Below are 21,583 nucleotides of genomic sequence, written 5' to 3' on the forward strand. Positions count from 1 at the left end.
CTATGCGCCCTGGCCGATCTGCAGGATCTCGACCGCCTGCCTGAACTGAAGCGCCTGCATGGCCCGCTCCAGCGCCGCGAAGCGTTCGCTGCCCAGCGAGTGGCGCAACGACGGACCCAGTTCGTCGAACAACGGCATCGCCGCCATGCTCTGCTTGCGCAGCAGATCGATGAGCGAGGCCAGCCCGTCGGGATCGATGGGCGCCGCATCATCGTCGGCCCCAGGCCTGGCGTCCGTCGCATCGAAAAACGGCTGGGCCGCCGCCTGCAGATTCCGCAGCGCCGCGCCCAGCGCACGCAGCGCACGATCGGCCCGTTGGGAGTCGCCGTCTTTCAGCGCCGCCTCTCCCTCGGCTGCCTGCTGCCGCACGCCGTCGATCCCGATCACGCCAGCGCTGCCTTGCAGCTTGTGCAAGCGGGCCGCGAGAGCCGAAGACGATCCGCCGGAGGACGCATCCCCCTCGCGAGCCAAGTCGGCGAACTCCGCGAGCAGGCTGCGCAAGACGCTCAAGAGGAGAGCGCTGTCGCCCATCAGCCGCTTCGATGCGCCCTGCGCGTCGATGCCCTGGATCAACGGCCAGCCGGGCGGAAGCGGCGCCATGGCTGGAGCCTCCTCATGCGCGGTCGGCACCAGCCGGCCCCGTGCACGCTCCACGCAACGTCGCACGGTGCGCACCAGCACCTCGGCATCGAAAGGCTTGCTGATGAAGTCGTTCATGCCGGCTTCGAGCGCGCGATCGCGCTCGGCGACCAGCGCGCTGGCCGTCAGCGCGACCACCGGCAATGCCCTGAGGCCCAACTCGCCACGAATCAGCCGCGTGGCCTCGTTGCCGTCGAGCGTGGGCATCTGGACGTCCATCAGCACCAGATCGAAAGCCTGTGGACTCCTGCGCAGCGTCTCGACTGCTTCGCGGCCATCCAACGCCACGCTGACCTGAGCGCCTTCGCGTTCGAGGATGTGCTGGCAAACCTCCAGGTTCACAGCGCTGTCGTCTGCCACCAGCACGCGCATCCGGGACAGGCGCCGGTCCGTCGACGCTGCGCGAGTAGGTAGCGCAGGCTGAATGGCGCCCTCGCCGGCAATGTCCAGCGGCAGGATGACCCAGAACTCGCTGCCGCTGCCCGGGGTGCTGCTGACGCCGAGTTCGCCGCCCATCAATTCCGTGAGTTGCTTCACGATGGACAGGCCCAGTCCCGTGCCGCCGAAGCGGCGCGTGGTCGATGTGTCGGCTTGCGTGAAAGGCGTGAACAGCCGGTCGAGCACATCGGCCTCGATACCGATGCCCGTATCGATCACGGCGAAGCGCAGGCGGAGGCGATCCTCCAGCCGCTCCTTTACCTGCACATTCAGCCGGACCGACCCCTGCGCGGTGAACTTGACGGCATTGCTCAGAAGGTTGACGAGAATCTGCCGGATGCGGGTGACGTCTCCGACCAGGTGCTTTGGAAGATCGGCACCGGATTCCAGCGCCAACGCGATGCCCTTCTCGCTGGCGTCAACGGTCATCATCGAAATGGCGCTGTCGAGCAGATCGCCCAGCCCGAACTCGGATTCATCGAGCGCCATCTCGCCGGCCTCGATCTTGGAGATGTCGAGGATGTCGTTGATGACGCCCAGCAGCGCGTTGCTGGCGTCATCGATCTTTCGCAGGAACTCGCGCTGCCTGTCATCCAGCGAGGTCTGCCGCAGCAGATAGGCCAGCCCGATGACCGCGTTGAGCGGCGAGCGGATCTCGTGGCTCATGTTGGCAAGGAATTCGCTCTTGGCCTTGCTCGCCGATTCCGCCTGCGCGCTGCGCTCGTTCAGCGCGAGGTTCAGGCTCTCGAGCTGGTCTTGCGCGCGGCGCATGTCGGTGACGTCCACCGCTACCGAGATGAAGCCCTGCACCACGCCGTACTCGTCGAAGTCGGGGATGTAGTGCAGCCAGTAGTGCATTGTCGATCCGTCGGCCAGCGTGCGGGTACGCATCACGCGCTGGTCGTTCCCGGCCAATGCGGCGCGGATGTAGGGTTCGTTCTCGCGGAAGAGTTCAGGGCCGAGCAACTCCACCTGCGTGATCCCGAGCATCTCCTCGGGCGCACGCCCCAGCCAGCGCCGGTAGGCGCTATTCGCGAAGCTGCAGCGCATCTCCGTCGTCCAGTAGGCGACGATCCCCGGGATGTTGTCGGTCACGATGCGCATGAAGCGCTCGTTCTTGTGCAGCCTTTCCTCGACCGCCTTGCGTTCCGACAGGTCGGTCGCGATCGCGATGAAGCCGACCACGCTGCCGGCCGCATCGCGCAACGGACTCACGTTCAGGTGCACGGGGACCCGGCTGCCGTCCTTGCGGACATAGGTCCACTCCCGGGGTCGGGCCCGGCCGGTGCCCGGCGCGGGCGCGAAGACCTCGCACACTTCGAGTGGACGCCCCAGCTCGGTGGTGAGCGCCATCGCGCGGCTGTGGACCTCGAACACGTCGTGGAAGCGGTTCATCTCCATCTGGTTCACGACCTCGGCGGCCGAATAGCCCAGCAAGGCCTCCGCCGCGGGATTGAACAGCGTCACCATGCCATTGACCTCGGTGGCGATGATGGCGCTCGCCGCTCCGTCGAGGATGGCCCGCTCGCGCGCCGACAGCGCCACCAACTCGCCGGTGCGCTCGACCACCTGCTGCTCCAGCGTCGCGTTCAGCTCGAGGATGTGCGCCTTGGTCGCCCTCTCGTGCGTGATGTCGCGCAGGGTCTCGGCGGCGCCGAGCACGCGGCCGTCCGCCGAGCGGATCGGCGCTGCCGCCACCGAGACTGCCACGGCCGTGCCGTCGCGGTGACGCCGGAAGGTCTCGAACGCGGCGACCGACTTGCCTTGCGCAATGTGGCGCAGCAGCGTCTCTTCTTCCTGCGCATAGTCCGGCGGCAACAGCAGGGCCTGCATGGGCTGCCCGAGCGCCTCCTGGGAGGTGTACCCGAAGATCTTGGCCGCTGCGTCGTTCCAGTCGGTGATCGTTCCGTCGAGCCGGCAGCCGATGATGGCGTCGTTGGAACTGGTCACGATCGCCGCGAGCCGCGAGCGCTGTTCGCCCGCCTGCTGCTTGCGCCGCTGCGTCGTCTGCTCGATGAAGGACAGCAGAGCCAGCAGCAGCGCCAGCGTCGAGCCGATCAGCACCGCGGCCCACGGGCTGCGCAGGTTCAACCGCTTCAGGAACATCGGCTGCGCGCTGACCTCCACGTGCCAGGTGCGGCCGTAGAGATTCAGCGGCAGCACGTTCTTGAGCGCACCGGGCCGGACCGATGAATGGCCCGGCGAGGTGAAGAAGGGCTCCGGCTTGTCGGGCGGCGTCACATCGGCCAGGGCCAGGGCGAACTCGCCGTCCTGGAAATCGAATCCCTTCAGCACTTCGTCGATGATCAGAGGCGTGTAGATCCAGCCGAACCCTTCGTCCGGCGTACCGCGCGCCGCAGCGGACCGGTGCCGGCGCTGCTGCAGGCGGCCGAGTTGCGTGTCCGCCCTGTAGACGGGCAACAGCATCAACACGGAGAGCTGGCTTGGCGACGCCGTCTCCGACTGCACCAGCGCGATCGGCGCGGTCATCGCGGCTTCGCCCGTCTGCATGGCGCGCTCGGCGGCGGCGCGACGGTTGGGCTCCGATGCGATGTCCAGTCCGATGGCAGGACTGGTGGAATCCGACGGCTCGAAATACTGGATGACGAAGCGATCGCCCTCGTTCACGCCGAGTTGATGAATCCTGAAATCGGGCTTGCCGTCGAGCCGCGCCGCCGCGACGAAGGCGGCCTCCTGCGCGACCGGCACGCGGCGCACGAAGCCGAATCCTCGCGAGCCGGGAAACTCACGCTCCAGATCGCGTGAAGCGCTGAACTGCGCGAACCGCAGCCGAGTGATGCCCCCTTCTCCGCCCGCCGCAATGACAGCCCCACGCGCTCCGCGCAAGCCGAACTCGAAAGCGTGCATGCGCGATGTGAGTTGTTCGACCGCGCGCCGGGCCAGTGCGTCGAAGCGCGTTTGCGCGAGTGAATCGTTGTAACGCGCCTGCCACCACCCCGCGCCCGCTGCCATGCACAGGCCGATGCCCAGCCAGATCAGCGATCGCGCGGACTGCCGAAGCCCCACGGGGATGGTCAATCAGCCTCGGTGCCGGGCTCCGGCGGCGGCGCGTTGGGGGCCATCCGGCTCGCCTGCGCTCGCCCTGCCCTGGCTGCCTCGGCGAGTGCATCACGGGCGGCGCGCTCGAGGGCCTCCACGGCATCGCCCCCCGCGCCGGCCAGTTCCTCGCGCGCCGCGGCATCGAGGCAGGCGACGCCGGCGCTGCACGTCACGTGACGCGAGACGGCGGAACCCTGGTGGCTGATGTCCAACGCTTCGACGGACCTGAGCGCGCGATTGGCCACATGCAGCGCGTCGTCCGCGGAGGTGTCCGCCAGGACCAGCGCAAAGCGTTCGCGATCCAGTCTGGCGACGAAATCGCCGGGCCGGCGCGCGCTGCCCCGCAAGGATTCGGCAATGGCCACAAGACAGGCATCCGCGGCCTTCCGGTCGTAGAGCGCCTCGAAGGACTGGAAGAAATCGACCTCGAGCATGACGAGCGCAACCGACTGACCCGACTCGGCCGCGCGAAGTGTTTCGCGCACCAGGATCTCGGCATAGGCGTGATCGTTGCCGAGACCCGTGGGCCCATCGATCCTGGACAAGCGGCGCAAGTCGTCCGACAGGCGCTTCAGCTTGAGCTGGGTGTTCACCCGTGCCGTCACCTGCGACGCATTGAATGGCTTGCGGATGAAATCGACTGCGCCGAGTTCCAGCACCGCCACTTCGAGTTCGGATTCCTGGTGGCTGCTCACGAAGATGACCGGCACATCGGCCAACGCCGGGTCGGCCTTCAATGCTTCGCACACCTGCAGGCCGCTCATGTCGCCCATCTGCGCGTCGAGCAGGATCAGGTCGGGAATCGATTCCTTGCTGAGCTGCAATGCATCGGCACCACTGGTTGCGAAACGAACCGTCGTGTAGTCCGAAAGTATCCGACTCAGTACCTGAATGATGGCGGGGTCGTCATCGACAAGAAGCAGGCTCGCTTCGACCGGAAATTTCTTCATCGGAGGATTCTGCCGCAACCGATTGCTATCGTTGACGACGCGTGGAATGGCGCGCCAGGATCTCGTAGTGGACGGGCGGCGTCAGGTGCGAACAGACCAGCACGAACTCGCTGACCTGCCAGGGAATCAGCGGCGGTTCATCGGGCGGGACGGCGCCCAGGCACTTGCGCGCGATCGTGAGATGCGGCAGCCAGTGCGCCCGCTCCGGTGAAAGCCCCGCCTGTTGGAGCGGCTGCTTCAAGCGTTCGTGCAATGCGCGCAGCACTTCGTGCTCATCCGGCCGCAACACCGCGACAGGATTGCGCCAGACTTCCGGCGTTCGCAGTACCAGCGTCAACGCCTGCATCGGCACTTCGGCGAGTCCGTCCTGCAACGCCGCCTGCTGCGTCGTGGGCACCTCGCCGAGAAAGTGCAGCGTCATGTGAACGCGCGCTGGCGGAATCATTCGCGCGCCGGGCGGCCACCACCAATTGCGACGGTGCGCATCGATGGCAGCCTGTACGCCCGGATCGGGAAACAGGCCGATAAAGAGGCGCCGGGTCGGCGCAGGTGCGGATGTCATCACCCGCTTTGTAAGATGATCGTGCCGACATTCGCAATGCCTCGATGACGGTGAACCCACAGGAGCAAATGGTGATCGACCTCGTGCCCAGCTTCGAATCACTCGACCCGCGCTTTCGTCAACTCGTTTTCGCAAACGTCCATGTCGAGAAGCTCTACACCGGCTGCCGCTGGGCCGAAGGACCGGCGTGGTTCGCGCCCGGGCGGTATCTCGTGTGGTCGGACATTCCGAACGACCGCATGCTGCGCTGGGACGAGACCGACGGTTCGGTCTCCGTGTTCCGGCAACCGGCGCTGAACACCAACGGCCACACCGTCGACCTGCAGGGCCGGCTGGTGTCCTGCGAGCACCGCGGGCGTTGCGTGTCGCGCACCGAGCATGACGGCACGCGCAGCGTGCTCGCGTCGCGATTCGAGGGCAAGCGGCTCAACTCGCCGAACGATGTGGTCGTCAAGTCGGATGGGAGCATCTGGTTCTCCGACCCCACCTACGGGATCGACAGCGACTACGAAGGGGACGCGGCGCCGAGCGAGATCGGGAGCCAGCGCGTCTACCGCATCGACGCGGAGTCGGGCGCAGTCAGCAGAGTCGCCGATGGATTCGTGCAACCCAATGGGCTCGCGTTTTCACCGGACGAAAGCTTGCTTTACGTCTCGGACTCCGGGGTCACGCACGTGCACGACGGCCCCCGGCATATCCGGCGCTTTCGCGTCGAAGCCGACGGGCGTAGCTTGTCCGGCGGCGAAGTCTTCGCGGAGTGCGGCTACGGCTTGTTCGATGGGTTCCGCATCGACATGCAAGGCAATCTGTGGGCAAGCGCCGGGGATGGCGTGCACTGCCATGCACCGGATGGAAAGCTGATCGGGAAGATCCGGGTGCCCGAGGTGGTGGCCAATGTGTGTTTTGGCGGGCCGAAGCTCAATCGGCTGTTCATTTGCGCGACGACATCGCTGTACTCGGTGTACTTGAATGCGCGCGGTGCGGCACGACCTTCGGTTCGCTGACCGACCCATGGCCCGCGGTAGAATTCGCGCCGGTCTGCGGGTGTAGTTCAATGGTAGAACGGCAGCTTCCCAAGCTTCATACGAGGGTTCGATTCCCTTCACCCGCTCCATCTCCCCACCCTTGATGCGGCCTCCTACAATCGAGCGCATGCATCTCCCCACCCCGGTCCTCTTCCACTGCCGCGCGCACACGCGTTCGCTCGGCAATGGCGTGGGCATGCTGGGACTGGGCCAGCCGGCCGCACACTCCTTGGCCCGGCGATCCCCTCTTTCTTTCATTTAGCGCAACATCGACCGCCGGGCCCCAGTTCTCGCGCGTTGGCGACCGCTGAAGATGTCGGCAGGTCGCTCATTTCGACAGGAGTGCCTTTCATGCATGCAAAGAACTACGGCGATCGCACGCTCACCGAACTGGATCACGTTCGCCTCACGAAGCTGGTCGCCGTGAAACCCCACTCGGACCTCGAAGAGTTGCTGGATCTGGTCGAGGTGATGCCCTCGCGCGAGATCGCTCCCGACTTCGTCACGATGAACTCGCAGGTCACGATCGTGGACACGCGTACGGGCCAGCGCCAGAAGCTGACCCCGTGCTATCCCACCGATGCCGATCCGGCCACGGGTTTGGTGTCGGTGCTTTCGCCGGTGGGCATGAGCCTGCTTGGATTGCGCATTGGCGCAACGGCCCAATGGCGAACGCCCGGCGGTGAGGAGTTCAACGCCGAGGTGGCCGAGGTCCACTACCAGCCGGAGGCCAGCGGCGACTACACCACCTGAACTGACCCGGTCGGCGTGGCGCTGCGCGTGACCGAAGTGCGTAGGTCCGCCGGCTGGAGCGGCACGGGCTTGGGCGCCGGTGGCACTTCGATCTGGCTCGCGTAGTCCGCCAGCAGTTCGCGAGCCACCGTGTCGGGCTGGCTTTCGAGCCGCATCACCATCTGCTCGCCGACGCACAGGCCTTCATAGCGGATGTAGACACGTGAAAAATAGGTCAGCGCCTCCGCGGCGTCGCGAAGGCAGTCGGCAAATGAGGTAAGCCCCAGATCCACATAGCAGGCCTTGGGCGGTGGCTCGCCCGCGGAGCGAGGTGCGCGGACGGTATAGGTGTAGCAGCGCTCGCCGAGCTTGCGGATCTCCAGGACTGGTTGCATCGGGTACTCCTCATTTCCGTGCGCGAACGGACTTGGCGCCACCCTTAGTTTACGTTCTGTCGCACGTGTGACAAGCGGACTACAACTTCCGTCCAGAGCCCCTGCAAGAGTGGCGCGGGCACCGGTCAGCTCCCGGGCACGTCTACCTTGCGCCAGCTTGAATCCGGGTTGAAGCGCGCCATGGCCCGAACGGCGGCATCGGTGCCCACGCCGAGATCCTTCTCGTACACCTTGCCATCGTGGCTGACGACGAAGCTCATCACGCCCGTCTCCCCATAGTGGATCGGCCATGCGATCAAGGCGAATCCGCCGCGCATGCGGTTGCCGATCACGTAGTCGTAGGCCCCGCCCGGAGCGTCCTTGCCCTGGGCCTTGAGGATCTTGAAGTGGTAGCCGTGGTAGCCCTCGCCGGCTCTTTGCCCGCCATAGAGCGGCCCGAGCGGGCTTTCGTCCTGTCCCGTAGCGTCGGGCCAGTAGAGCCCGTCGTGCTTTCCGGGCGAACTCACGAACTTCTGTGCGTACTCGAGCACGCCATTGCCGTCGCGGTCCTTCTGCGCGTATTCCTTCTGGGCATCGAAGTACGCGAGCGCGGCCTGCATTGCACTGAGCTCGTTGCGCCCGATGCGACGGCTGCGCATGGCGTCGGCGCCCGCTTTCGGGTCGAAGCGCCAGCCGGCGGCGGTCTTCACGATGGGCACGGGCAGTGTCCAATCTCCGGGGCCGGCGGCGAGCAGGGCCTTGTCCGGCTGTTCGAGCACGACCTTGTGCTGCTTCGCCCAGGCGGCGAGGAATTCGTAGACGTCCTCTTGGTCGACGGTGCCTTCCGGCACGAAGCGCCGCCATTCGGGTCCGAGCACGTTGCGCATTGCGTCGACATCAGTGCGCGCCAGGGCGTCGACGAAAGCTTGCGCCGCGGCATCGGGCGTGGGGTAGGCCTTTTGCGCGAATGAAGCGCCCGAGGCGAGCGACAGCGCCACGACCACAGAGGCCGCAAGCGTCTTGAAAGGTGTGGCATCAAAGGACATGGTCCGATCTCCTGAGCAGGTGGATTGCGTCATGTGCGCCTCTCGATCAGCGACGACCGCCACCGCCGCGCCCACCGCCTCCACCGCCTCCACCGCGCGCGCCGCCACCGCCACCGCCTCCACCCATGCGTGCGCCGCCGCCACCGCCACCCATGTGTGCTCCGCCACCTCCGCCAGGACTCGTGCGGGCACCGCCTCCGCCCATGTGCGCACCCCCGCCCCCGCCTCCGCCGCGGTTCTGCGCCATGGACTGGCGGCTCGCATCGCCGCGACTTGCTTGCTGGCGGGCCTGCCCCCCGGCATCACCTGCGCCTCGCAGGGCGTTGTCGCCGCCGCCGCCATGCTGCGTCCGCTGCAGCCCCTGGTCGGCACCGCCGCGTCCGCCCGGTCCTCCACGGTCGCCCGCTCCCCCGCGGTCCCCCGCTCCAGCGCGGGGACCGGCACGGTCGCCAGCGCGGTCCCCGACGCGGTCACCCGCGCGGTCACCGCCTGGACCCGCTCGATCGCGGCCAGTGTCTCGGTCTGCCGCCTGCGCGCGGTCGCGTGTGCCCGGGTCGTTGCGCAGCTGGTCGCGGCCCTGGCCCGGGTCCATGCCGCGCTGCTGCAGTTGGGATTGAGCCTGCTGGCGCTGCGCGTCACGGGCTGCCGTGTCGCGTCCGCGAAAATCGTTGCGCTGGTTCGCGCCGGCGACATCCTTGCCGAACTGCTGCCGACTCGCTGAATCGCGGTACGGCACGCCGCGCCGGTTGGCCGCGTTGTGCTGGAAGTTCGTCTGGTTGGCACTGATCTGCCGGTTCGCGTTGACGCTGTTGTAGCGGTTGACGTTGACGTTGACGTTCCCGCCGCCCCAGTTGGTGTTGCCCCAGAGTGCGGCGGTGGCGGCCACGCCGACACCGAACGCGATGCCCGTCGCGAGCGCCGCGCCGGGGTAGTAGTAAGGCGCCGGCGGATAGTAGTAAGGCGCCGGCGGATAGTAGTAAGGCGGATAGGCCGGATACGGCCACGCGCCGTACACGACGGTCGGGTTGTAGGCCGGCACGTACACCACCTCCGGATTCGCCGGCTCGATCTTGATGATCGTCTGCTGCGTCTGCGGCTCCTGCTCGACGATCACCTTCTGCTGCTCGGAGCTCTTGAGGCTGCCCGTCTTCTGCGCCTGGGCGCGCAAGCGCTGGGCCGCGTCGAGGGTGTCCTTGGACGAAGCCAGGAAGGCATCACCCAGGTTCTGCACCCAGTCGGGTTGATCGCCCATCATCTGCAGCACCTGCGGGAACGCAACGAGCGACTGCACGCTCGGGTCCCAGGGCTGGTTCGCGACCATCTTCAGCGCCGCGTCGCCCTTCTGGTTCGGGTTGGCCTTCGACCATTTCGCCGCATCGGCGACATCTGCCGGATAGGTCGCGGCCATCAGCACCTGCGACAGCAGCGAGTCGGGGTACAGCGCGATCGGCGCCATCATCTGGTCGAGTTGCTCCCTGGAAAAGGTCGGCGCCTGCTGCGCGCTCGCAAGCGCCGAGAGGAACGCTGCGGCGAGCATCAGGGCACGCGCGAATCGAAAGGACAGGGCACGCATATCGCCTCCTTGCCGGGCGCCAAAGCAGCCCCGGACACCACGCAGCATAAGTGGCTGAACCGTCCACGGCTATTGCACCTAAGGGCAGCGGAAGATGACCACACGGCAAGGAGGATCAGTCCGCGAAATCCCCGAGCAGATCCTGGCTTTCCTCGTCGAATCCCGCTACCGGCTGCGCCTTCGCAAGCGCCATCCACACGGCGAACGGCAGGCGCTGCAACGCACGATGCACGGCCGACCGCGCCACGACAAGCCGGCCTTCCTGCGCGATCAGCACGCCGCATGCGGACGGGATCTCGTCGGGCTCGCCGATGGGTCGCCCCTTCGCGTCGCAGCCCAGCACGTACCAGCATTCGCCGCCCAGATCGAGGTAGGCGGCGCGCTTGTCGGGTTTGCGCAGGTCGCTCAACAGGTCGGCGCGGTTGACCTTGACCTCGTGGACGATCGGCTGCGCGTACGCCTCGACGCTGGTATTGCGGATGGAAAACACGTCGGGCCGCGCGATGCACCAGCGTGGCTTGCCGCCCTCCTCCACTTCAGGCAGGCGCGCACGCAGGCTGAGCCCGCGCCAGGCCACTCGGCCGGCACGTGTCATCTCGCGGGCGACCTGCTCCACGAGCGCTTCGTGCCTCGATGTCACGGCCCGGTTGACGACGAGGCTGGTCGCAATGCGCGCGATGCCGGCATCGGTCACGCGCAGCGTTTCGTGGCCGTGCGTGGTTCGCACCCGCTCCAGCAGGCCGGCGGCCAGCAGGTCGACCTCGATGGCGTCGCAGCAAGGCCAGCCGGCCGATCGATAGACCTCGCGCAGCCGTCGCGCATGCACACGGCCCAGCGCCACCGCGCCCGGAGGCGGATCGGCGACGGGCGGCGGCGCGCCGGGCTCGACGAACGGTGGGTCCGCAGGCGGCGGGTCCACCACGGGCGCGGGCGGCGGCGTGACCGGAGGCGGTGGCGTCGGCAGATCGGGCGCCGGTGGCGGCGGGCCGATGGGCGCGTCGGCGCCGGCGCGCAGCGAAGCAAGTGCAGTCATCGCGCTAGGTTAGCGAAAAGCGGAGCGGGCGAGATCCTGCCGCGTGTATCCACACGTTTTCTCACTACACTGCGCCGCATTCGAATCCAGCAGCGCCATGACTACTTTCTCCTCCGCGGTGCAAGCCGACTTCCTCATCATCGGCGGCGGCATTGCCGGCGCTTCCGTCGCTTACTGGCTGGCGCCGCATGGCCGCATCGTCATGCTGGAGCGCGAGGCGCAACCCGGCTACCACTCGACCGGACGCTCGGCGGCGCTCTTCATGGAGAGCTACGGCACGCCGCAGGTGCGCGCACTCACGATGGCGAGCCGGGCGTTTCTGCAGCATCCGCCTGCAGGCTTCGCCGAACATCCTTTGCTCACGCCACGCGGCGCGATGATGGTCGCGGGCCCGGGGCAATCCGCCCAGCTTGAAGAACATTGGCGAGTGCTGCACGCGATGGCACCCGACGCGCGGCGACTGAGCAGCGAAGAAGCCTGCGCCATCGTCCCGGCGCTGCGACCGGAACGCCTCATCGGTGCCGTGTACGAGCCCGACGCGGCCGACATGGATGTACATGCCATCCACCAGGGCTATCTGCGCGGCATGCGACAGGCGGGCGGCAAGCTGGCGTGCGACGCCGAAGTAACGGCCATGGAGCGCGTGCAGGACCGATGGCGCGTGCATGCAGGCGGCGCGGTGTACGAAGCACCGGTCGTGCTCAACGCCGCCGGCGCGTGGGTCGACATCATCGCGCGGCTGGCCGGCGTGCGGCCACTGGGCATCGAACCGTGCCGCCGCTCCGCCTTCATCTTCGCGCCGCCCGAGAACATGGACATTGCCAGGTGGCCCCTGGTGCATGACGCCGACGAGGAGTGGTACATCAAGCCGGATGCAGGAATGCTGCTCGGCTCGCCCGCCAACGCCGACCCGGTGGAACCGCAGGACGTGCAGCCCGAGGAAATGGACATCGCCATGGCGATCCATCGCATCGAAGAGGCGACCACGCTGGCGATCCGCAGGCCGACGCGAACATGGGCGGGGCTGCGCTCCTTCGTGGCCGACGGTGATCTGGTCGGCGGTTTCGACGACGAGGCGCCGGGCTTCTTCTGGATTGCGGCTCAGGGCGGCTACGGCATCCAGACCTCGGCCGCGATGGGCGAGACCTGCGCTGCCCTGGCGCGCGGACTGACCGTCCCTGCGCACCCGGCGTCCTTCGGGATCACGCCGGAGATGCTGGGGCCGGCTCGCCTTCGGTAGTACGTACCGTCTCAGGCCCACGCCTCGAGCACCGCGGCGCGCACGGCATCCACCGCCGGCGCACGCCTGTCGTCCGCAGACGCCACCCAGCACAGCCAGGTGTGCGAGCGCCAGCCTGGCCAGATCGCGAGTTCGCCTTTGCGTTCGGCTTGCTCGGCCTGGTCGAGCCGCAGCAAGCCCGCGCCCAAGCCACTGGCGACCATCGCGCGCAGCGCGCTCTCGCTGTCGGCAGTCATCGCGGGTCGATACTCGCGGCCGATGCTGTTGAACAGGCCGTCGAGATGCGCGCGCAGGATGCATGAGGGCGGCGTGCCCACCCAGGGCAGGTTGGTCAGCGTCTCGAGGCTCATCGTTGGATTCGAGCGCGCGAGCGAGGTCGGCAGCGTCACCACCAGATCGACCGCACCAAGGCGCTGCACCGCGAGGCCGTCGATCTCTTCGCCATCGCTCAGCGCGTAGGCACAGTCCAGATCTCCTCGCCGCACGCCCTCGAGCGTCTGATGCGACAAGCCCTGCTGCAATTGCAGCGTCACGTGCGGATGACGCTCGGCCAGCTTGACCAGCACATCCCCCAGCCGCAACGCGACCGGGTCGACCACGGTGCCGAAGCGAACCACACCCTGCGCCGCACCACGGATCTGCTCGGCGGCCGATCGCATGCGCGTCGCCGAAGCCAGCGTGCGCTCTGCATCCTCGAGCAGGCTGAGGCCAGCATCCGTCGGCGTCATGCCCCGCGGCGTCCGGTCGAACAGCTTGACGCCGAGCTCATCCTCCAGCGCCTTGAGCTGCGCGCTTACGGCTGGCGCGCTGGTGAAGACGCGTTCGGCCGCACGCGTGAGGCTGCCCTCCCTGGCGATCGCGACGAAGGTCTTGAGTTGGTAAAGCTCCATGCCGCGAATTGTGAGCGCGATGGTCGCATCGGGCCATTCGCAAAAGCCGAAAGCCCCGTCCAAAGAAACGAATGGTCAACGAGCGACCTGGCGCCGATGCTTCTGCCCATCGATTCCACATTGCAGGCACCTCAATGATCACCATCCATCCACGCTCACTCGGCATCGCCGCGCTGCTGCTCGCCACCTCCGCATGGGGAGGCATGTTCCTCGTCAGCAAAGGGGTTCTTCACCACGTCGACCCGGTTTGGTTGACGCTGATCCGCTACACCTTCTCCGTCATCCTTTTCGTCGCATTGATCGCGCCGCGCGGCATGGCGCCGTGGCGCAAGCTTCGCGCCCATGCGCTGCCGCTCGCGGTGCGAGGGGTGGCAGGCTACGGCGTGTTCAGCGTGATGCTGCTGACTGGCCTCGCGCACTCCGTGCCGTCGCATGGCGCGATCATCATGGCCACCACGCCCATGACGACGCAGTTGCTGCGTTGGGCACTCGACGGCGTGCGGCCCGCCCGCTCGACGCTGCTCACCAGCCTGCTCGCGCTGGTCGGCGTGGTCATCGTCTCAGGTGCGCTGTCGCCGCACAACGCTCACGGCGAGACATCGACCGCATGGGGTGATGCAGTGGCCTTTGCAGGCACGCTGGGCTGGGTCTGGTACACCCGCGGCGCCGCGCAGTTCGCGGACAGGCTCGACGTCATCGAATACAGCGCATTGACCGTCGTTGCGTCATGGCCCCTGCTTGCGATCGGCGCCGCGTTGGCGACCGTCCTGGGTGCAGCGGACATCCCCAGCGGCGACGGCCTGCTGCTGTCATGGCACGGCCTGGTCTACGTGGGTCTCGTGTCGTCCGCCATCGCCGTACTGGCCTTCAACTATGGCGTGCGTTCGTTGGGCACGATCACCGGCACGGCCTTCCTGAACTTCATTCCGGTCTCGGCGCTGCTGATGAGCGTCGCGTCGGGCAAGCTCCCTTCGGGCAATGAACTGCTGGGGATGGCGATGGTGGTCGGCGCCCTGTTGATCCACACCGTGAGCAGTCGGACGCAGGCCAAGGCGCCTGTGCGCGTGGTTCAGCCGGCCCGTCACAGGAAGACCGGCGTTTGCACGGCCTCGTCCTGATCGATAGCTAGAAAAAACCCAGGCCGGCCGCCATCATCAACGCGAGGCCGGCCGAAACGCTGGCCCAGTGCACCATATTCGCGAAGAGATCCCAGTCGCTGTACCGGTCCTCCGCGCCTTGCACGAAGAACTCGGCGATAGGGTCGCCGCCCTCGCTGCCGCCATCGATGTTCGGACCTTGAAGATTCGGAGTCATGAATGCCACCTCGTGCATCGATGCTAGGGGGAAGCCGCTGTCGGTTCGATGAAAACGGCGGGCGGCATTGATGCCGCGGGCACATCAATGTCAAAGTCCTTGCCCACTTTTCGCGTGAGCGGGTATCGTCTTTTGTCAGGGAGCGCATCTTCGAAGCCGATTCGGCAACCTTCGTGCCGGGTTCATCCAATGCTCTCCTACACCGTCGCCGCTCTCGTTTTCGTTCTGACCCTGAGCGGGTTCTGGCTGGGCGTTCGCCTGTCGACGCTGCTGCCGGAGCACCACCTTGTGAGCGATGCACGCGATTCCGCAAAGGTCGGCATCGGAATGCTGGCCACACTACTCGCGTTGGTGCTGGGTCTCATGATCACCTCCGCGAAGCGATCATTCGATGAACGCGAGGCAGAGCTGATTCAGCTCTCTACGTCGATCGTGCTGCTGGATCGCGCTCTCGTGGGGTTCGGGGAAGAGACTCGCCCCGCTCGCGACCAGTTGCATGGCATCCTGAACCGGATCGTCGAGCTCACCGAGCGACAGCGCCACAAGGAGCGACGCCTGGAGGATGCCAAGTACTCCGCAGACCTGCGCGCGATCACGCGGCTTCAACAGACCATTCTCTCCATGTTGCCGCGCAATGATTCCCAAAAGTGGTACCAGTCGCGCGCCATGCACTTGTCCTCCGATATCGCGCAGAGCCGCGTACTGACCGCGGAGCGCGAGGACAGTTCGGTGCCCGCTGCCCTGCTGGTGATCGTGTGCGGATGGGTGGTGGCCATCTACGTCGGGCTGGGCGCGTTCATGGTCATCAATAGAAGTGTGAACGTCGCCTTGGCCATCTGTGCGCTGGCCTTCGCCTGTTCGATCTTCATCATCCTCGAACTGGACACGCCTTTTTCCGGCGTCGTGGGGGTCTCGAACAAAGCCGTGCTTCGCGCCCAGGCGGAGTTGGCGACCAACTGACCGCATGCGGCCGAGTCAAAACGCCGCCGTCCATTTGGACGATGCTACAGTCCGCGCGCTTCCCTCCGCCATGGTCGTTTTCAGATGATCCAAGGCGGCATCCGAGCCGTGTCGATCAGCCGGCATTTCACTTCGAGCCATCAACATGTCAACCATCACCGCCAGGGAATCGGCAAGTCCCTATGGCACGTTGCCACCCGCTTCGCCGCCATCCCTGCGCAAACCCTTGAGCCTGCCGCGCCTGGCAGACATGCATGCGCGCGGCGAGAAAATCACGATGCTGACCGCCTACGACGCCACCTTTGCCGCGATGGCGGATGCTGCAGGCGTTGAATGCCTGCTCGTGGGCGATTCGCTCGGCATGGTCTGCCAGGGACTGCACAGCACAGTCGGCGTCACGCTTGAAAGCATGCGCTATCACACCGAAAGCGTGTCGCGCGGATTGCGCCGCGTGCAAGGCACCGCCTGGCTCGTTGCCGACCTGCCCTTCGGCAGCTACCAGGAGTCGCGTGAACAGGCCCTGCGCAGTGCCACGGTGCTGATGCAGGCCGGCGCCCACATGGTGAAGCTCGAAGGTGGCGGTTGGACTGCCGACACCGTGCGCTTCCTGGTGGAGCGCGGCCTTCCGGTGTGCGCGCACCTCGGCCTCACGCCGCAGACGGTGCATGCGCTGGGCGGCTATCGCGTGCAAGGCAAGGACATCGAGGCTGCCGCACTTCTGCGCCGGCACGCGCTCGAACTGCAGGACGCAGGTGCGGCGATGCTGGTGCTGGAAATGGTGCCCGCGTCGCTCGCCGCCACGCTCACGCAAGAACTTGCACGATGCGCGACCATCGGGATCGGTGCCGGGCACGCAACGGCAGGCCAGGTGCTCGTGCTGCACGACATGCTGGGCATCAACCTCGGCAAGATGCCGAAGTTCGTGCGCAACTTCATGGCAGAAAGCGGCGGCATTGCACAGGCGATGCAAGCCTACGTGCGCGCCGTGAAAGACGGCACCTTTCCGGACGACGCGCTGCACGCGTGGTAGCGGGCCCTCGCTGCCTCCCTTCGCTCCCTTTCGACGATCACGGTCCATCCCATGTACATCGCACGCACCATCCCCGAATTGCGCGAACACCTTGGCGCCTCTCACCGCCCCGCCTTCGTTCCCACGATGGGCAATCTGCATGACGGCCACCTCGACCTCGTGCGCCGGGCCAAGCCGCTGGGTGACGTCACGGTGGCCAGCATCTTCGTCAATCGCCTTCAGTTCCTGCCGCACGAGGATTTCGACACCTACCCGCGCACCTGGGACAGCGATTGCGAGAAGCTGCGCGCAGCCGGCTGCGATGTGCTGTTCGCGCCCGACGAAAAGGCGCTGTACCCCGAACCGCAGACCTGCAAGGTGCACCCCGACCCTGTGCTGGCCGACATCCTCGAAGGCCATTTCCGCCCCGGCTTCTTCGTCGGGGTCTGCACCGTGGTGATGAAGCTCTTCTCGTGCGTGCAACCGGCCACAGCCATGTTCGGCAAGAAGGACTACCAGCAGCTCATGATCATCCGGCACATGGTTCGCCAGTTCGCGCTGCCGATCGAGATCGTGGGCGTCGAGACGCTGCGCGCCGCAGATGGCCTTGCGCTGTCTTCGCGCAACGGCTACCTGAGCGAGCCGGAGCGGGCGGAGGCGGTGCAGCTTTCGAAGGCGCTTCAGGGCATGGCCGAGGCGGTGCGCTCGGACGAGCACGATTTCGAGGCCGTCGAGACGCGTGCGATGGACGCCCTTCGGGCGCGCGGCTGGCAACCCGACTACCTGGTGCTGCGGCGACGATCCGACCTGCAAGCACCTTCGCCCGGCGACCCGCTCGTTGCGCTCGCCGCGGCCCGCCTGGGCGCGACGAGGCTGATCGACAACCTCGAAATCGACGCGCAGACCTGATCGGCGCCCGGCATCGCCGGAGCTTCAGGCTGCGCCGATTCCCGCGACCATGGCGCCCGCGGGCTGCCCGCTTTTGAGCCTCGCGGTGAAGTCCAGCATGCGATCGATCGGCACGCGCGCTCGCAGACCCAGAGCCGGCTCGACATGGACTTCGCCCGCGCCCGTTTCCAGTGCGCGCGCCACGTCAGCCAGCCCGTTCATGGCCATCCACGGACAGTGCGCACAGCTCTTGCACGTCGCACCGTTGCCCGAGGTCGGCGCTGCGATGAAGGTCTTGCCCGGATTGAGTGTGCGCAGCTTGTGCAGCATGCCGGTGTCGGTCGCGACGATGAATTCCTTCGCATCCATGCGCTGCGCCGCACTCAGGATGGCCGAGGTGGACCCCACCGCATCGGCCAGCGCGATCACGTCGGCCGGTGATTCAGGGTGCACGAGCACGCGAGCCGCGGGGTGCTCCTTCTTCAGCAGTTCGAGTTCCAGCGCCTTGAACTCGTCATGCACGATGCAGGCGCCCTGCCAGCTCACCATGTCGGCCCCGGTTTCGCGGCGGATGTAGTCGCCCAGGTGCTGGTCCGGCGCCCACAGGATCTTCTGGCCCTGCGCCGTCAAGGCCCGCACCACGTCCAATGCACAACCCGACGTCACCAGCCAGTCGGCTCGCGCCTTCACCGCAGCGCTGGTATTGGCGTAGACGACCACCGTGCGATCCGGATGCCGATCGCAAAAGGCACTGAAGGCATCGACCGGGCAGCCGAGATCCAGCGAGCAGGTCGCGTCCAGGTCGGGCATCAGCACACGCTTTTCGGGCGAGAGGATCTTTGCCGTCTCGCCCATGAAGCGCACGCCGGAAACGACCAGCGTCTGCGCGGCATGGTCTCGGCCGAAGCGCGCCATTTCGAGCGAGTCGCTCACCAGGCCGCCGGTCTCTTCGGCCAGGTCCTGCAGGTCGGGGTGCACGTAGTAGTGCGACACCATCACCGCATTGCGCTCGCGCAACAACGAGCGGATGCGATCCTTCAAGGCGTCGCGTTCGGCCGCCGTGGGCTCGGGAGGCACACGGGCCCAGGCCCGGCGGGTGTCGCACGCGGGTCCGCTTTCGGCAGTCTCGATGGGCTGGGCGTAGTCGACGCCGATGAGTGAGTGCGCCATCGCTCAGCCTTCCAGGAACCGCATCGAGAAATCGATGGCCTTGACGTCCTTGGTGAGTGCACCGACCGAGATGCGGTCGACGCCAGTCTCGGCGAGGGCGCGAATGCTGTCGAGCGTGACGCCGCCCGATATCTCGAGCACGGCGCGGGCGCCGCCCGCCGCATCGTTGCGACGCACGGCTTCGCGTAAGGTGGGCAGGTCCATGTTGTCCAGCAGGACCATGCGGGCGCCGCTGGCCAGCGCCTCGTCGAGCTGGGCAAGGGTTTCGACCTCGATCTCGATGAATTTCGCCTGCGCAGCGACTTCAGCCGCTGCGCGCAGGGCCGCGCTCACGCCGCCGGCGGCTGCAATGTGGTTCTCCTTGATCAGGATCGCGTCATAGAGGCCGATGCGGTGATTCGTGCCACCGCCCGTGCGCACGGCGTATTTCTGCGCCAGCCGAAGACCCGGCAGCGTCTTGCGCGTGTCGACGATCTGGGCACGCGTGCCGCGCACCGCATCGACATACATGGCGGTGCGTGTTGCCACGGCGCTCAGCAGTTGAAGGAAGTTGAGCGCGGTGCGTTCGGCCGTGAGCAAGCTGCGCGCGTCGCCGGCGAGTTCGAGCACCGTCTGATCCACGGCGCAATGCCCGCCCTCCACGCAATGCCACGTCACGCGCGCTTGCGGGTCGAGTTGCCGCACCACGGCCTCGACCCAGGGCGCGCCGCACAGCACCGCGGCTTCGCGCGTGCGCACATGAGCGGTGGCGCGCCGCTGCGGGGCCACCAATCCGGCCGTGAGATCCTGATCGCCGACATCCTCCTGCAATGCCCGGAGCGCATCCGTGCTCGCCAATTCGGCCACGCTGGCCCTGGAAAAATCGAAAAAGCTGGTCATGTGTCTTGAGTCGCGAGTGTCGCTGCCTTGTCCTGGTGGGCGCCATTTTGACGGCACTCGAAAGTGGCGGGTCCGTTCATATCGCGAGCCAGGAGTCGATGCAGTGAGCCGCGAGCGCGGTAATCCAGCAAGGCTCGGCCGGATCGAAGGCCAGTCCCAACACAGGACTGACGAGAAAGCCCGCCCTCTCGAACACCGACGGATCGGTCGCGCGAACGAAAGAAGAGAGTGCGGCGAATGGCACCGACACGTTGCCGATGTTCACGACCGGCGCCTGCATCGTGATCTCTTCCAGCCTGCCGCGGTCCTGAAAGCGGAAGACGATCGATTCATAGTCCAGCTCATTGAGCCCGATGCCGTTGCGGCATGTTCTCGTCGGCACGCCCCACATCCGCAAGACCTCTTCCCTGGAGGCCGAGAACGGCGTTTCGTCGACGCGGACAAAGGGTTCGAGCTTCATCGGACCAGTATGCACACCCTGCCCATCCGGGCAGTAGCGTCAGCCCCTTGCGCATTCACACAATGAAGCCATCTTAGGAGCTCCCATGGCCGACACGATGTCCTCATCTTTCGAACAACTGTCCGCGGCAATGGCCGAGGCGGTGGCCGCTGCAGCTGGCAGCGTGGTGGCAGTGCACACCGGGTGCTCGCGCTCCAGCGGATTTGCCTGGCGCGACGGGCTGGTCGTCACCTGCGACGAGGCGCTGCCCGACGACGCGGACGTGACGGTGTGTCTGCCGGGCGGCGCGAACGCCAGCGCGAAGCTCGTTGGTCGGGATGCCGGCACCGACATCGCTCTGTTACGCATCGAAGGCAACGCGCCCTCCCCGATCGCTTTTGACCTGTCGCCGGTGCGCGCCGGCTCCATCGCGCTCACGGTCGGGTCGCTCGCCGGCGCACCTGTCGCGGCGGCGGGCGTGGTCTCGCTGTCGGGCCCCGCCTGGCGCAGCTTGCGCGGCGGCGAGATCGACGCACGGATCGAACTCGGGCTGACCCTGCGGCGCATCGCCGAAGGCGGGTTGGCAATGGACGTGCAGGGCCGGGCCATCGGCATGAGCGTGTTCGGGCCACGCCGGCGCGTGCTGGTCATTCCGGGCGCGACGATCGATCGGGTCGCCGCGCAGATCGCAGCGCACGGCCGGGTCCCGCGCGGTTACCTGGGTGTGGGACTCCAACCCGTAAAGATCGAACCCGAGGGCATCGGCGCGATGGTCATGGCCATCGATCGCGACGGGCCGGCTGCGAAGGCTGGCCTTCACCAGGGCGACGTGATCGTGGCCTGGAACGGCGAAGCGGTGCGCAGCGTGCAGGCGCTGCTGCGAGCGCTGGGCCCGGCGAGCGTGGGCACCGTCGTGACGCTGTCGCTGCGGCGTGCCGGGGAGCCCGTCGAGGCGAACGTCACCATTGGCGAAAGGCCGGACGATTGAACAAGACGGGCGTCACGGAGCCGATCGTGATCGCGGTCGATATCGCCGACGTGGAACTGTCGGAGCGCCTGCTCGCGTCCCTGTCGGATGTGCCCGGGCTGCGTGTCGCGCAGCGCGGCGAGCCGGCCGATGTCGCGGTGGTGCCGGCGCACGCCGTGCCCGCCGCCGACGCCGAGGCAACGCTGACCCGGCGCGAGCTCGAAGTGCTGGCCCTGATGGCCGAAGGCGCATCCAACAAGACCATCGCCCGGCGGCTGGGCATTTCGATGCACACGGCCAAGTTCCATGTCGGCTCGCTGCTCGACAAGCTGGACGCCACAGGCCGTACGGACGCAGTGGCGCAGGCAGTGCGGCAGGGTGTCATCCATCTTTGA

The 21,583-nt window shown here is 66.9% G+C and carries 21 protein-coding genes and 1 tRNA gene; 10 read left to right on the forward strand and 12 right to left on the reverse strand.

Going from position 1 to position 21,583, the window contains the following annotated elements; all coding sequences use genetic code 11:
* From QTI24_RS22210 to thpR, 3 genes are read right to left on the reverse strand one after another with little or no spacing between them, the layout of a single operon-like run.
* Nucleotides 1–4,116, reverse strand: coding sequence for a PAS domain S-box protein (locus QTI24_RS22210; protein WP_286603450.1), 4,116 nt, complete (start codon nt 4,114–4,116; stop codon nt 1–3).
* Nucleotides 4,113–5,087, reverse strand: a complete 975-nt coding sequence (locus QTI24_RS22215; RefSeq protein WP_286603451.1) for a response regulator — start codon at nt 5,085–5,087, stop codon at nt 4,113–4,115. Before QTI24_RS22215 ends, QTI24_RS22210 begins: the two co-directional genes overlap by 4 nt.
* A gap of 25 nt (nt 5,088–5,112) precedes the next feature.
* Complete coding sequence (thpR, locus tag QTI24_RS22220; protein WP_286603452.1) at nt 5,113–5,649, reverse strand: RNA 2',3'-cyclic phosphodiesterase; 537 nt, start codon at nt 5,647–5,649, stop codon at nt 5,113–5,115.
* Between the two features lie 68 nt (nt 5,650–5,717).
* On the opposite strand from thpR, the gene QTI24_RS22225 reads away from it, so the two are divergent.
* From QTI24_RS22225 to QTI24_RS22235, 3 genes are all read left to right on the forward strand, one after another.
* A complete protein-coding gene (locus QTI24_RS22225) occupies nt 5,718–6,653 on the forward strand; it encodes an SMP-30/gluconolactonase/LRE family protein (protein WP_286603453.1) in 936 nt (311 codons plus the stop codon).
* 36 nt (nt 6,654–6,689) lie between these two features.
* Nucleotides 6,690–6,763, forward strand: a tRNA-Gly gene (locus QTI24_RS22230).
* 262 nt (nt 6,764–7,025) lie between these two features.
* Nucleotides 7,026–7,427: a GreA/GreB family elongation factor gene (locus tag QTI24_RS22235; protein WP_286603454.1), complete on the forward strand. Its 402-nt coding sequence runs from the start codon at nt 7,026–7,028 to the stop codon at nt 7,425–7,427.
* Here QTI24_RS22235 and QTI24_RS22240 read toward each other — a convergent pair.
* The 4 genes from QTI24_RS22240 to QTI24_RS22255 form a co-directional block, all read right to left on the reverse strand.
* Nucleotides 7,415–7,801, reverse strand: a complete 387-nt coding sequence (locus QTI24_RS22240) for a hypothetical protein (protein ID WP_286603455.1) — start codon at nt 7,799–7,801, stop codon at nt 7,415–7,417. The genes QTI24_RS22235 and QTI24_RS22240 overlap by 13 nt on opposite strands.
* A 125-nt stretch (nt 7,802–7,926) precedes the next feature.
* Nucleotides 7,927–8,826 (reverse strand): DUF2950 domain-containing protein, encoded by a 900-nt coding sequence (locus tag QTI24_RS22245; protein ID WP_286603456.1) that lies wholly within the window; start codon nt 8,824–8,826, stop codon nt 7,927–7,929.
* Nucleotides 8,827–8,872: 46 nt separating this feature from the next.
* Nucleotides 8,873–10,399, reverse strand: a complete 1,527-nt coding sequence (locus QTI24_RS22250) for a DUF3300 domain-containing protein (RefSeq protein WP_286603457.1) — start codon at nt 10,397–10,399, stop codon at nt 8,873–8,875.
* Between the two features lie 115 nt (nt 10,400–10,514).
* Complete coding sequence (locus QTI24_RS22255) at nt 10,515–11,432, reverse strand: hypothetical protein (protein WP_286603458.1); 918 nt, start codon at nt 11,430–11,432, stop codon at nt 10,515–10,517.
* Between the two features lie 97 nt (nt 11,433–11,529).
* On the opposite strand from QTI24_RS22255, the gene QTI24_RS22260 reads away from it, so the two are divergent.
* A complete protein-coding gene (locus QTI24_RS22260) occupies nt 11,530–12,672 on the forward strand; it encodes an NAD(P)/FAD-dependent oxidoreductase (protein WP_286603459.1) in 1,143 nt (380 codons plus the stop codon).
* Nucleotides 12,673–12,683: 11 nt separating this feature from the next.
* Here the strand turns inward: QTI24_RS22260 and QTI24_RS22265 are convergent, their stop codons facing one another.
* Entirely contained in the window at nt 12,684–13,562 is an 879-nt protein-coding gene (locus QTI24_RS22265) for a LysR family transcriptional regulator (protein ID WP_286603460.1), read from the reverse strand.
* A gap of 134 nt (nt 13,563–13,696) precedes the next feature.
* On the opposite strand from QTI24_RS22265, the gene QTI24_RS22270 reads away from it, so the two are divergent.
* Nucleotides 13,697–14,680 (forward strand): DMT family transporter, encoded by a 984-nt coding sequence (locus QTI24_RS22270; protein WP_286603462.1) that lies wholly within the window; start codon nt 13,697–13,699, stop codon nt 14,678–14,680.
* A gap of 7 nt (nt 14,681–14,687) precedes the next feature.
* On the opposite strand, the gene QTI24_RS22275 is transcribed toward QTI24_RS22270, so the two are convergent.
* Entirely contained in the window at nt 14,688–14,876 is a 189-nt protein-coding gene (locus tag QTI24_RS22275) for a hypothetical protein (protein WP_286603463.1), read from the reverse strand.
* 48 nt (nt 14,877–14,924) lie between these two features.
* Between QTI24_RS22275 and QTI24_RS22280 the strand changes: the two genes are divergently transcribed.
* From QTI24_RS22280 to panC, 3 genes are all read left to right on the forward strand, one after another.
* Nucleotides 14,925–15,836, forward strand: coding sequence for a bestrophin-like domain (locus QTI24_RS22280; RefSeq protein ID WP_286603464.1), 912 nt, complete (start codon nt 14,925–14,927; stop codon nt 15,834–15,836).
* A gap of 145 nt (nt 15,837–15,981) precedes the next feature.
* Nucleotides 15,982–16,866, forward strand: coding sequence for a 3-methyl-2-oxobutanoate hydroxymethyltransferase (gene panB, locus QTI24_RS22285; protein ID WP_286603465.1), 885 nt, complete (start codon nt 15,982–15,984; stop codon nt 16,864–16,866).
* Nucleotides 16,867–16,917: 51 nt separating this feature from the next.
* Nucleotides 16,918–17,754: a pantoate--beta-alanine ligase gene (gene panC, locus QTI24_RS22290; protein WP_286603466.1), complete on the forward strand. Its 837-nt coding sequence runs from the start codon at nt 16,918–16,920 to the stop codon at nt 17,752–17,754.
* A 24-nt stretch (nt 17,755–17,778) separates the two neighbouring features.
* On the opposite strand, the gene nadA is transcribed toward panC, so the two are convergent.
* The 3 genes from nadA to QTI24_RS22305 all read right to left on the reverse strand — a co-directional run bounded on the left by nadA (nt 17,779) and on the right by QTI24_RS22305 (nt 20,242).
* Nucleotides 17,779–18,903, reverse strand: coding sequence for a quinolinate synthase NadA (gene nadA / locus QTI24_RS22295; protein ID WP_286603467.1), 1,125 nt, complete (start codon nt 18,901–18,903; stop codon nt 17,779–17,781).
* Between the two features lie 3 nt (nt 18,904–18,906).
* Entirely contained in the window at nt 18,907–19,782 is an 876-nt protein-coding gene (nadC, locus tag QTI24_RS22300) for a carboxylating nicotinate-nucleotide diphosphorylase (protein WP_286603468.1), read from the reverse strand.
* A gap of 76 nt (nt 19,783–19,858) precedes the next feature.
* Nucleotides 19,859–20,242 carry a hypothetical protein gene (locus QTI24_RS22305; protein WP_286603469.1) on the reverse strand — a complete coding sequence of 128 codons (384 nt, stop codon included), beginning with the start codon at nt 20,240–20,242 and terminating at the stop codon, nt 19,859–19,861.
* A gap of 85 nt (nt 20,243–20,327) precedes the next feature.
* Between QTI24_RS22305 and QTI24_RS22310 the strand changes: the two genes are divergently transcribed.
* Nucleotides 20,328–21,209, forward strand: a complete 882-nt coding sequence (locus tag QTI24_RS22310; RefSeq protein ID WP_286603470.1) for a S1C family serine protease — start codon at nt 20,328–20,330, stop codon at nt 21,207–21,209.
* Nucleotides 21,206–21,583: a response regulator transcription factor gene (locus QTI24_RS22315; RefSeq protein ID WP_286603471.1), complete on the forward strand. Its 378-nt coding sequence runs from the start codon at nt 21,206–21,208 to the stop codon at nt 21,581–21,583. Before QTI24_RS22310 ends, QTI24_RS22315 begins: the two co-directional genes overlap by 4 nt.

This window comes from Variovorax sp. J22P240, assembly GCF_030316855.1.
In the GTDB taxonomy this organism is placed as follows: Bacteria; Pseudomonadota; Gammaproteobacteria; order Burkholderiales; family Burkholderiaceae_C; genus Variovorax.

Bases quoted from the DNA above. Each gene is read 5' to 3' on its own strand.
- nadC (WP_286603468.1), bottom strand. From the start codon at position 19,782: ATGACCAGCTTTTTCGATTTTTCCAGGGCCAGCGTGGCCGAATTGGCG.
- QTI24_RS22305 (WP_286603469.1), bottom strand. From the start codon at position 20,242: ATGAAGCTCGAACCCTTTGTCCGCGTCGACGAAACGCCGTTCTCGGCC.
- thpR (WP_286603452.1), bottom strand. From the start codon at position 5,649: ATGACATCCGCACCTGCGCCGACCCGGCGCCTCTTTATCGGCCTGTTT.
- QTI24_RS22255 (WP_286603458.1), bottom strand. From the start codon at position 11,432: ATGACTGCACTTGCTTCGCTGCGCGCCGGCGCCGACGCGCCCATCGGC.
- QTI24_RS22240 (WP_286603455.1), bottom strand. From the start codon at position 7,801: ATGCAACCAGTCCTGGAGATCCGCAAGCTCGGCGAGCGCTGCTACACC.
- panB (WP_286603465.1), top strand. From the start codon at position 15,982: ATGTCAACCATCACCGCCAGGGAATCGGCAAGTCCCTATGGCACGTTG.
- QTI24_RS22280 (WP_286603464.1), top strand. From the start codon at position 14,925: ATGAAAACGGCGGGCGGCATTGATGCCGCGGGCACATCAATGTCAAAG.
- nadA (WP_286603467.1), bottom strand. From the start codon at position 18,903: ATGGCGCACTCACTCATCGGCGTCGACTACGCCCAGCCCATCGAGACT.
- QTI24_RS22265 (WP_286603460.1), bottom strand. From the start codon at position 13,562: ATGGAGCTTTACCAACTCAAGACCTTCGTCGCGATCGCCAGGGAGGGC.
- QTI24_RS22245 (WP_286603456.1), bottom strand. From the start codon at position 8,826: ATGTCCTTTGATGCCACACCTTTCAAGACGCTTGCGGCCTCTGTGGTC.
- QTI24_RS22260 (WP_286603459.1), top strand. From the start codon at position 11,530: ATGACTACTTTCTCCTCCGCGGTGCAAGCCGACTTCCTCATCATCGGC.
- QTI24_RS22225 (WP_286603453.1), top strand. From the start codon at position 5,718: ATGGTGATCGACCTCGTGCCCAGCTTCGAATCACTCGACCCGCGCTTT.
- QTI24_RS22270 (WP_286603462.1), top strand. From the start codon at position 13,697: ATGATCACCATCCATCCACGCTCACTCGGCATCGCCGCGCTGCTGCTC.
- QTI24_RS22215 (WP_286603451.1), bottom strand. From the start codon at position 5,087: ATGAAGAAATTTCCGGTCGAAGCGAGCCTGCTTCTTGTCGATGACGAC.
- QTI24_RS22310 (WP_286603470.1), top strand. From the start codon at position 20,328: ATGGCCGACACGATGTCCTCATCTTTCGAACAACTGTCCGCGGCAATG.
- QTI24_RS22250 (WP_286603457.1), bottom strand. From the start codon at position 10,399: ATGCGTGCCCTGTCCTTTCGATTCGCGCGTGCCCTGATGCTCGCCGCA.
- panC (WP_286603466.1), top strand. From the start codon at position 16,918: ATGTACATCGCACGCACCATCCCCGAATTGCGCGAACACCTTGGCGCC.
- QTI24_RS22275 (WP_286603463.1), bottom strand. From the start codon at position 14,876: ATGACTCCGAATCTTCAAGGTCCGAACATCGATGGCGGCAGCGAGGGC.
- QTI24_RS22235 (WP_286603454.1), top strand. From the start codon at position 7,026: ATGCATGCAAAGAACTACGGCGATCGCACGCTCACCGAACTGGATCAC.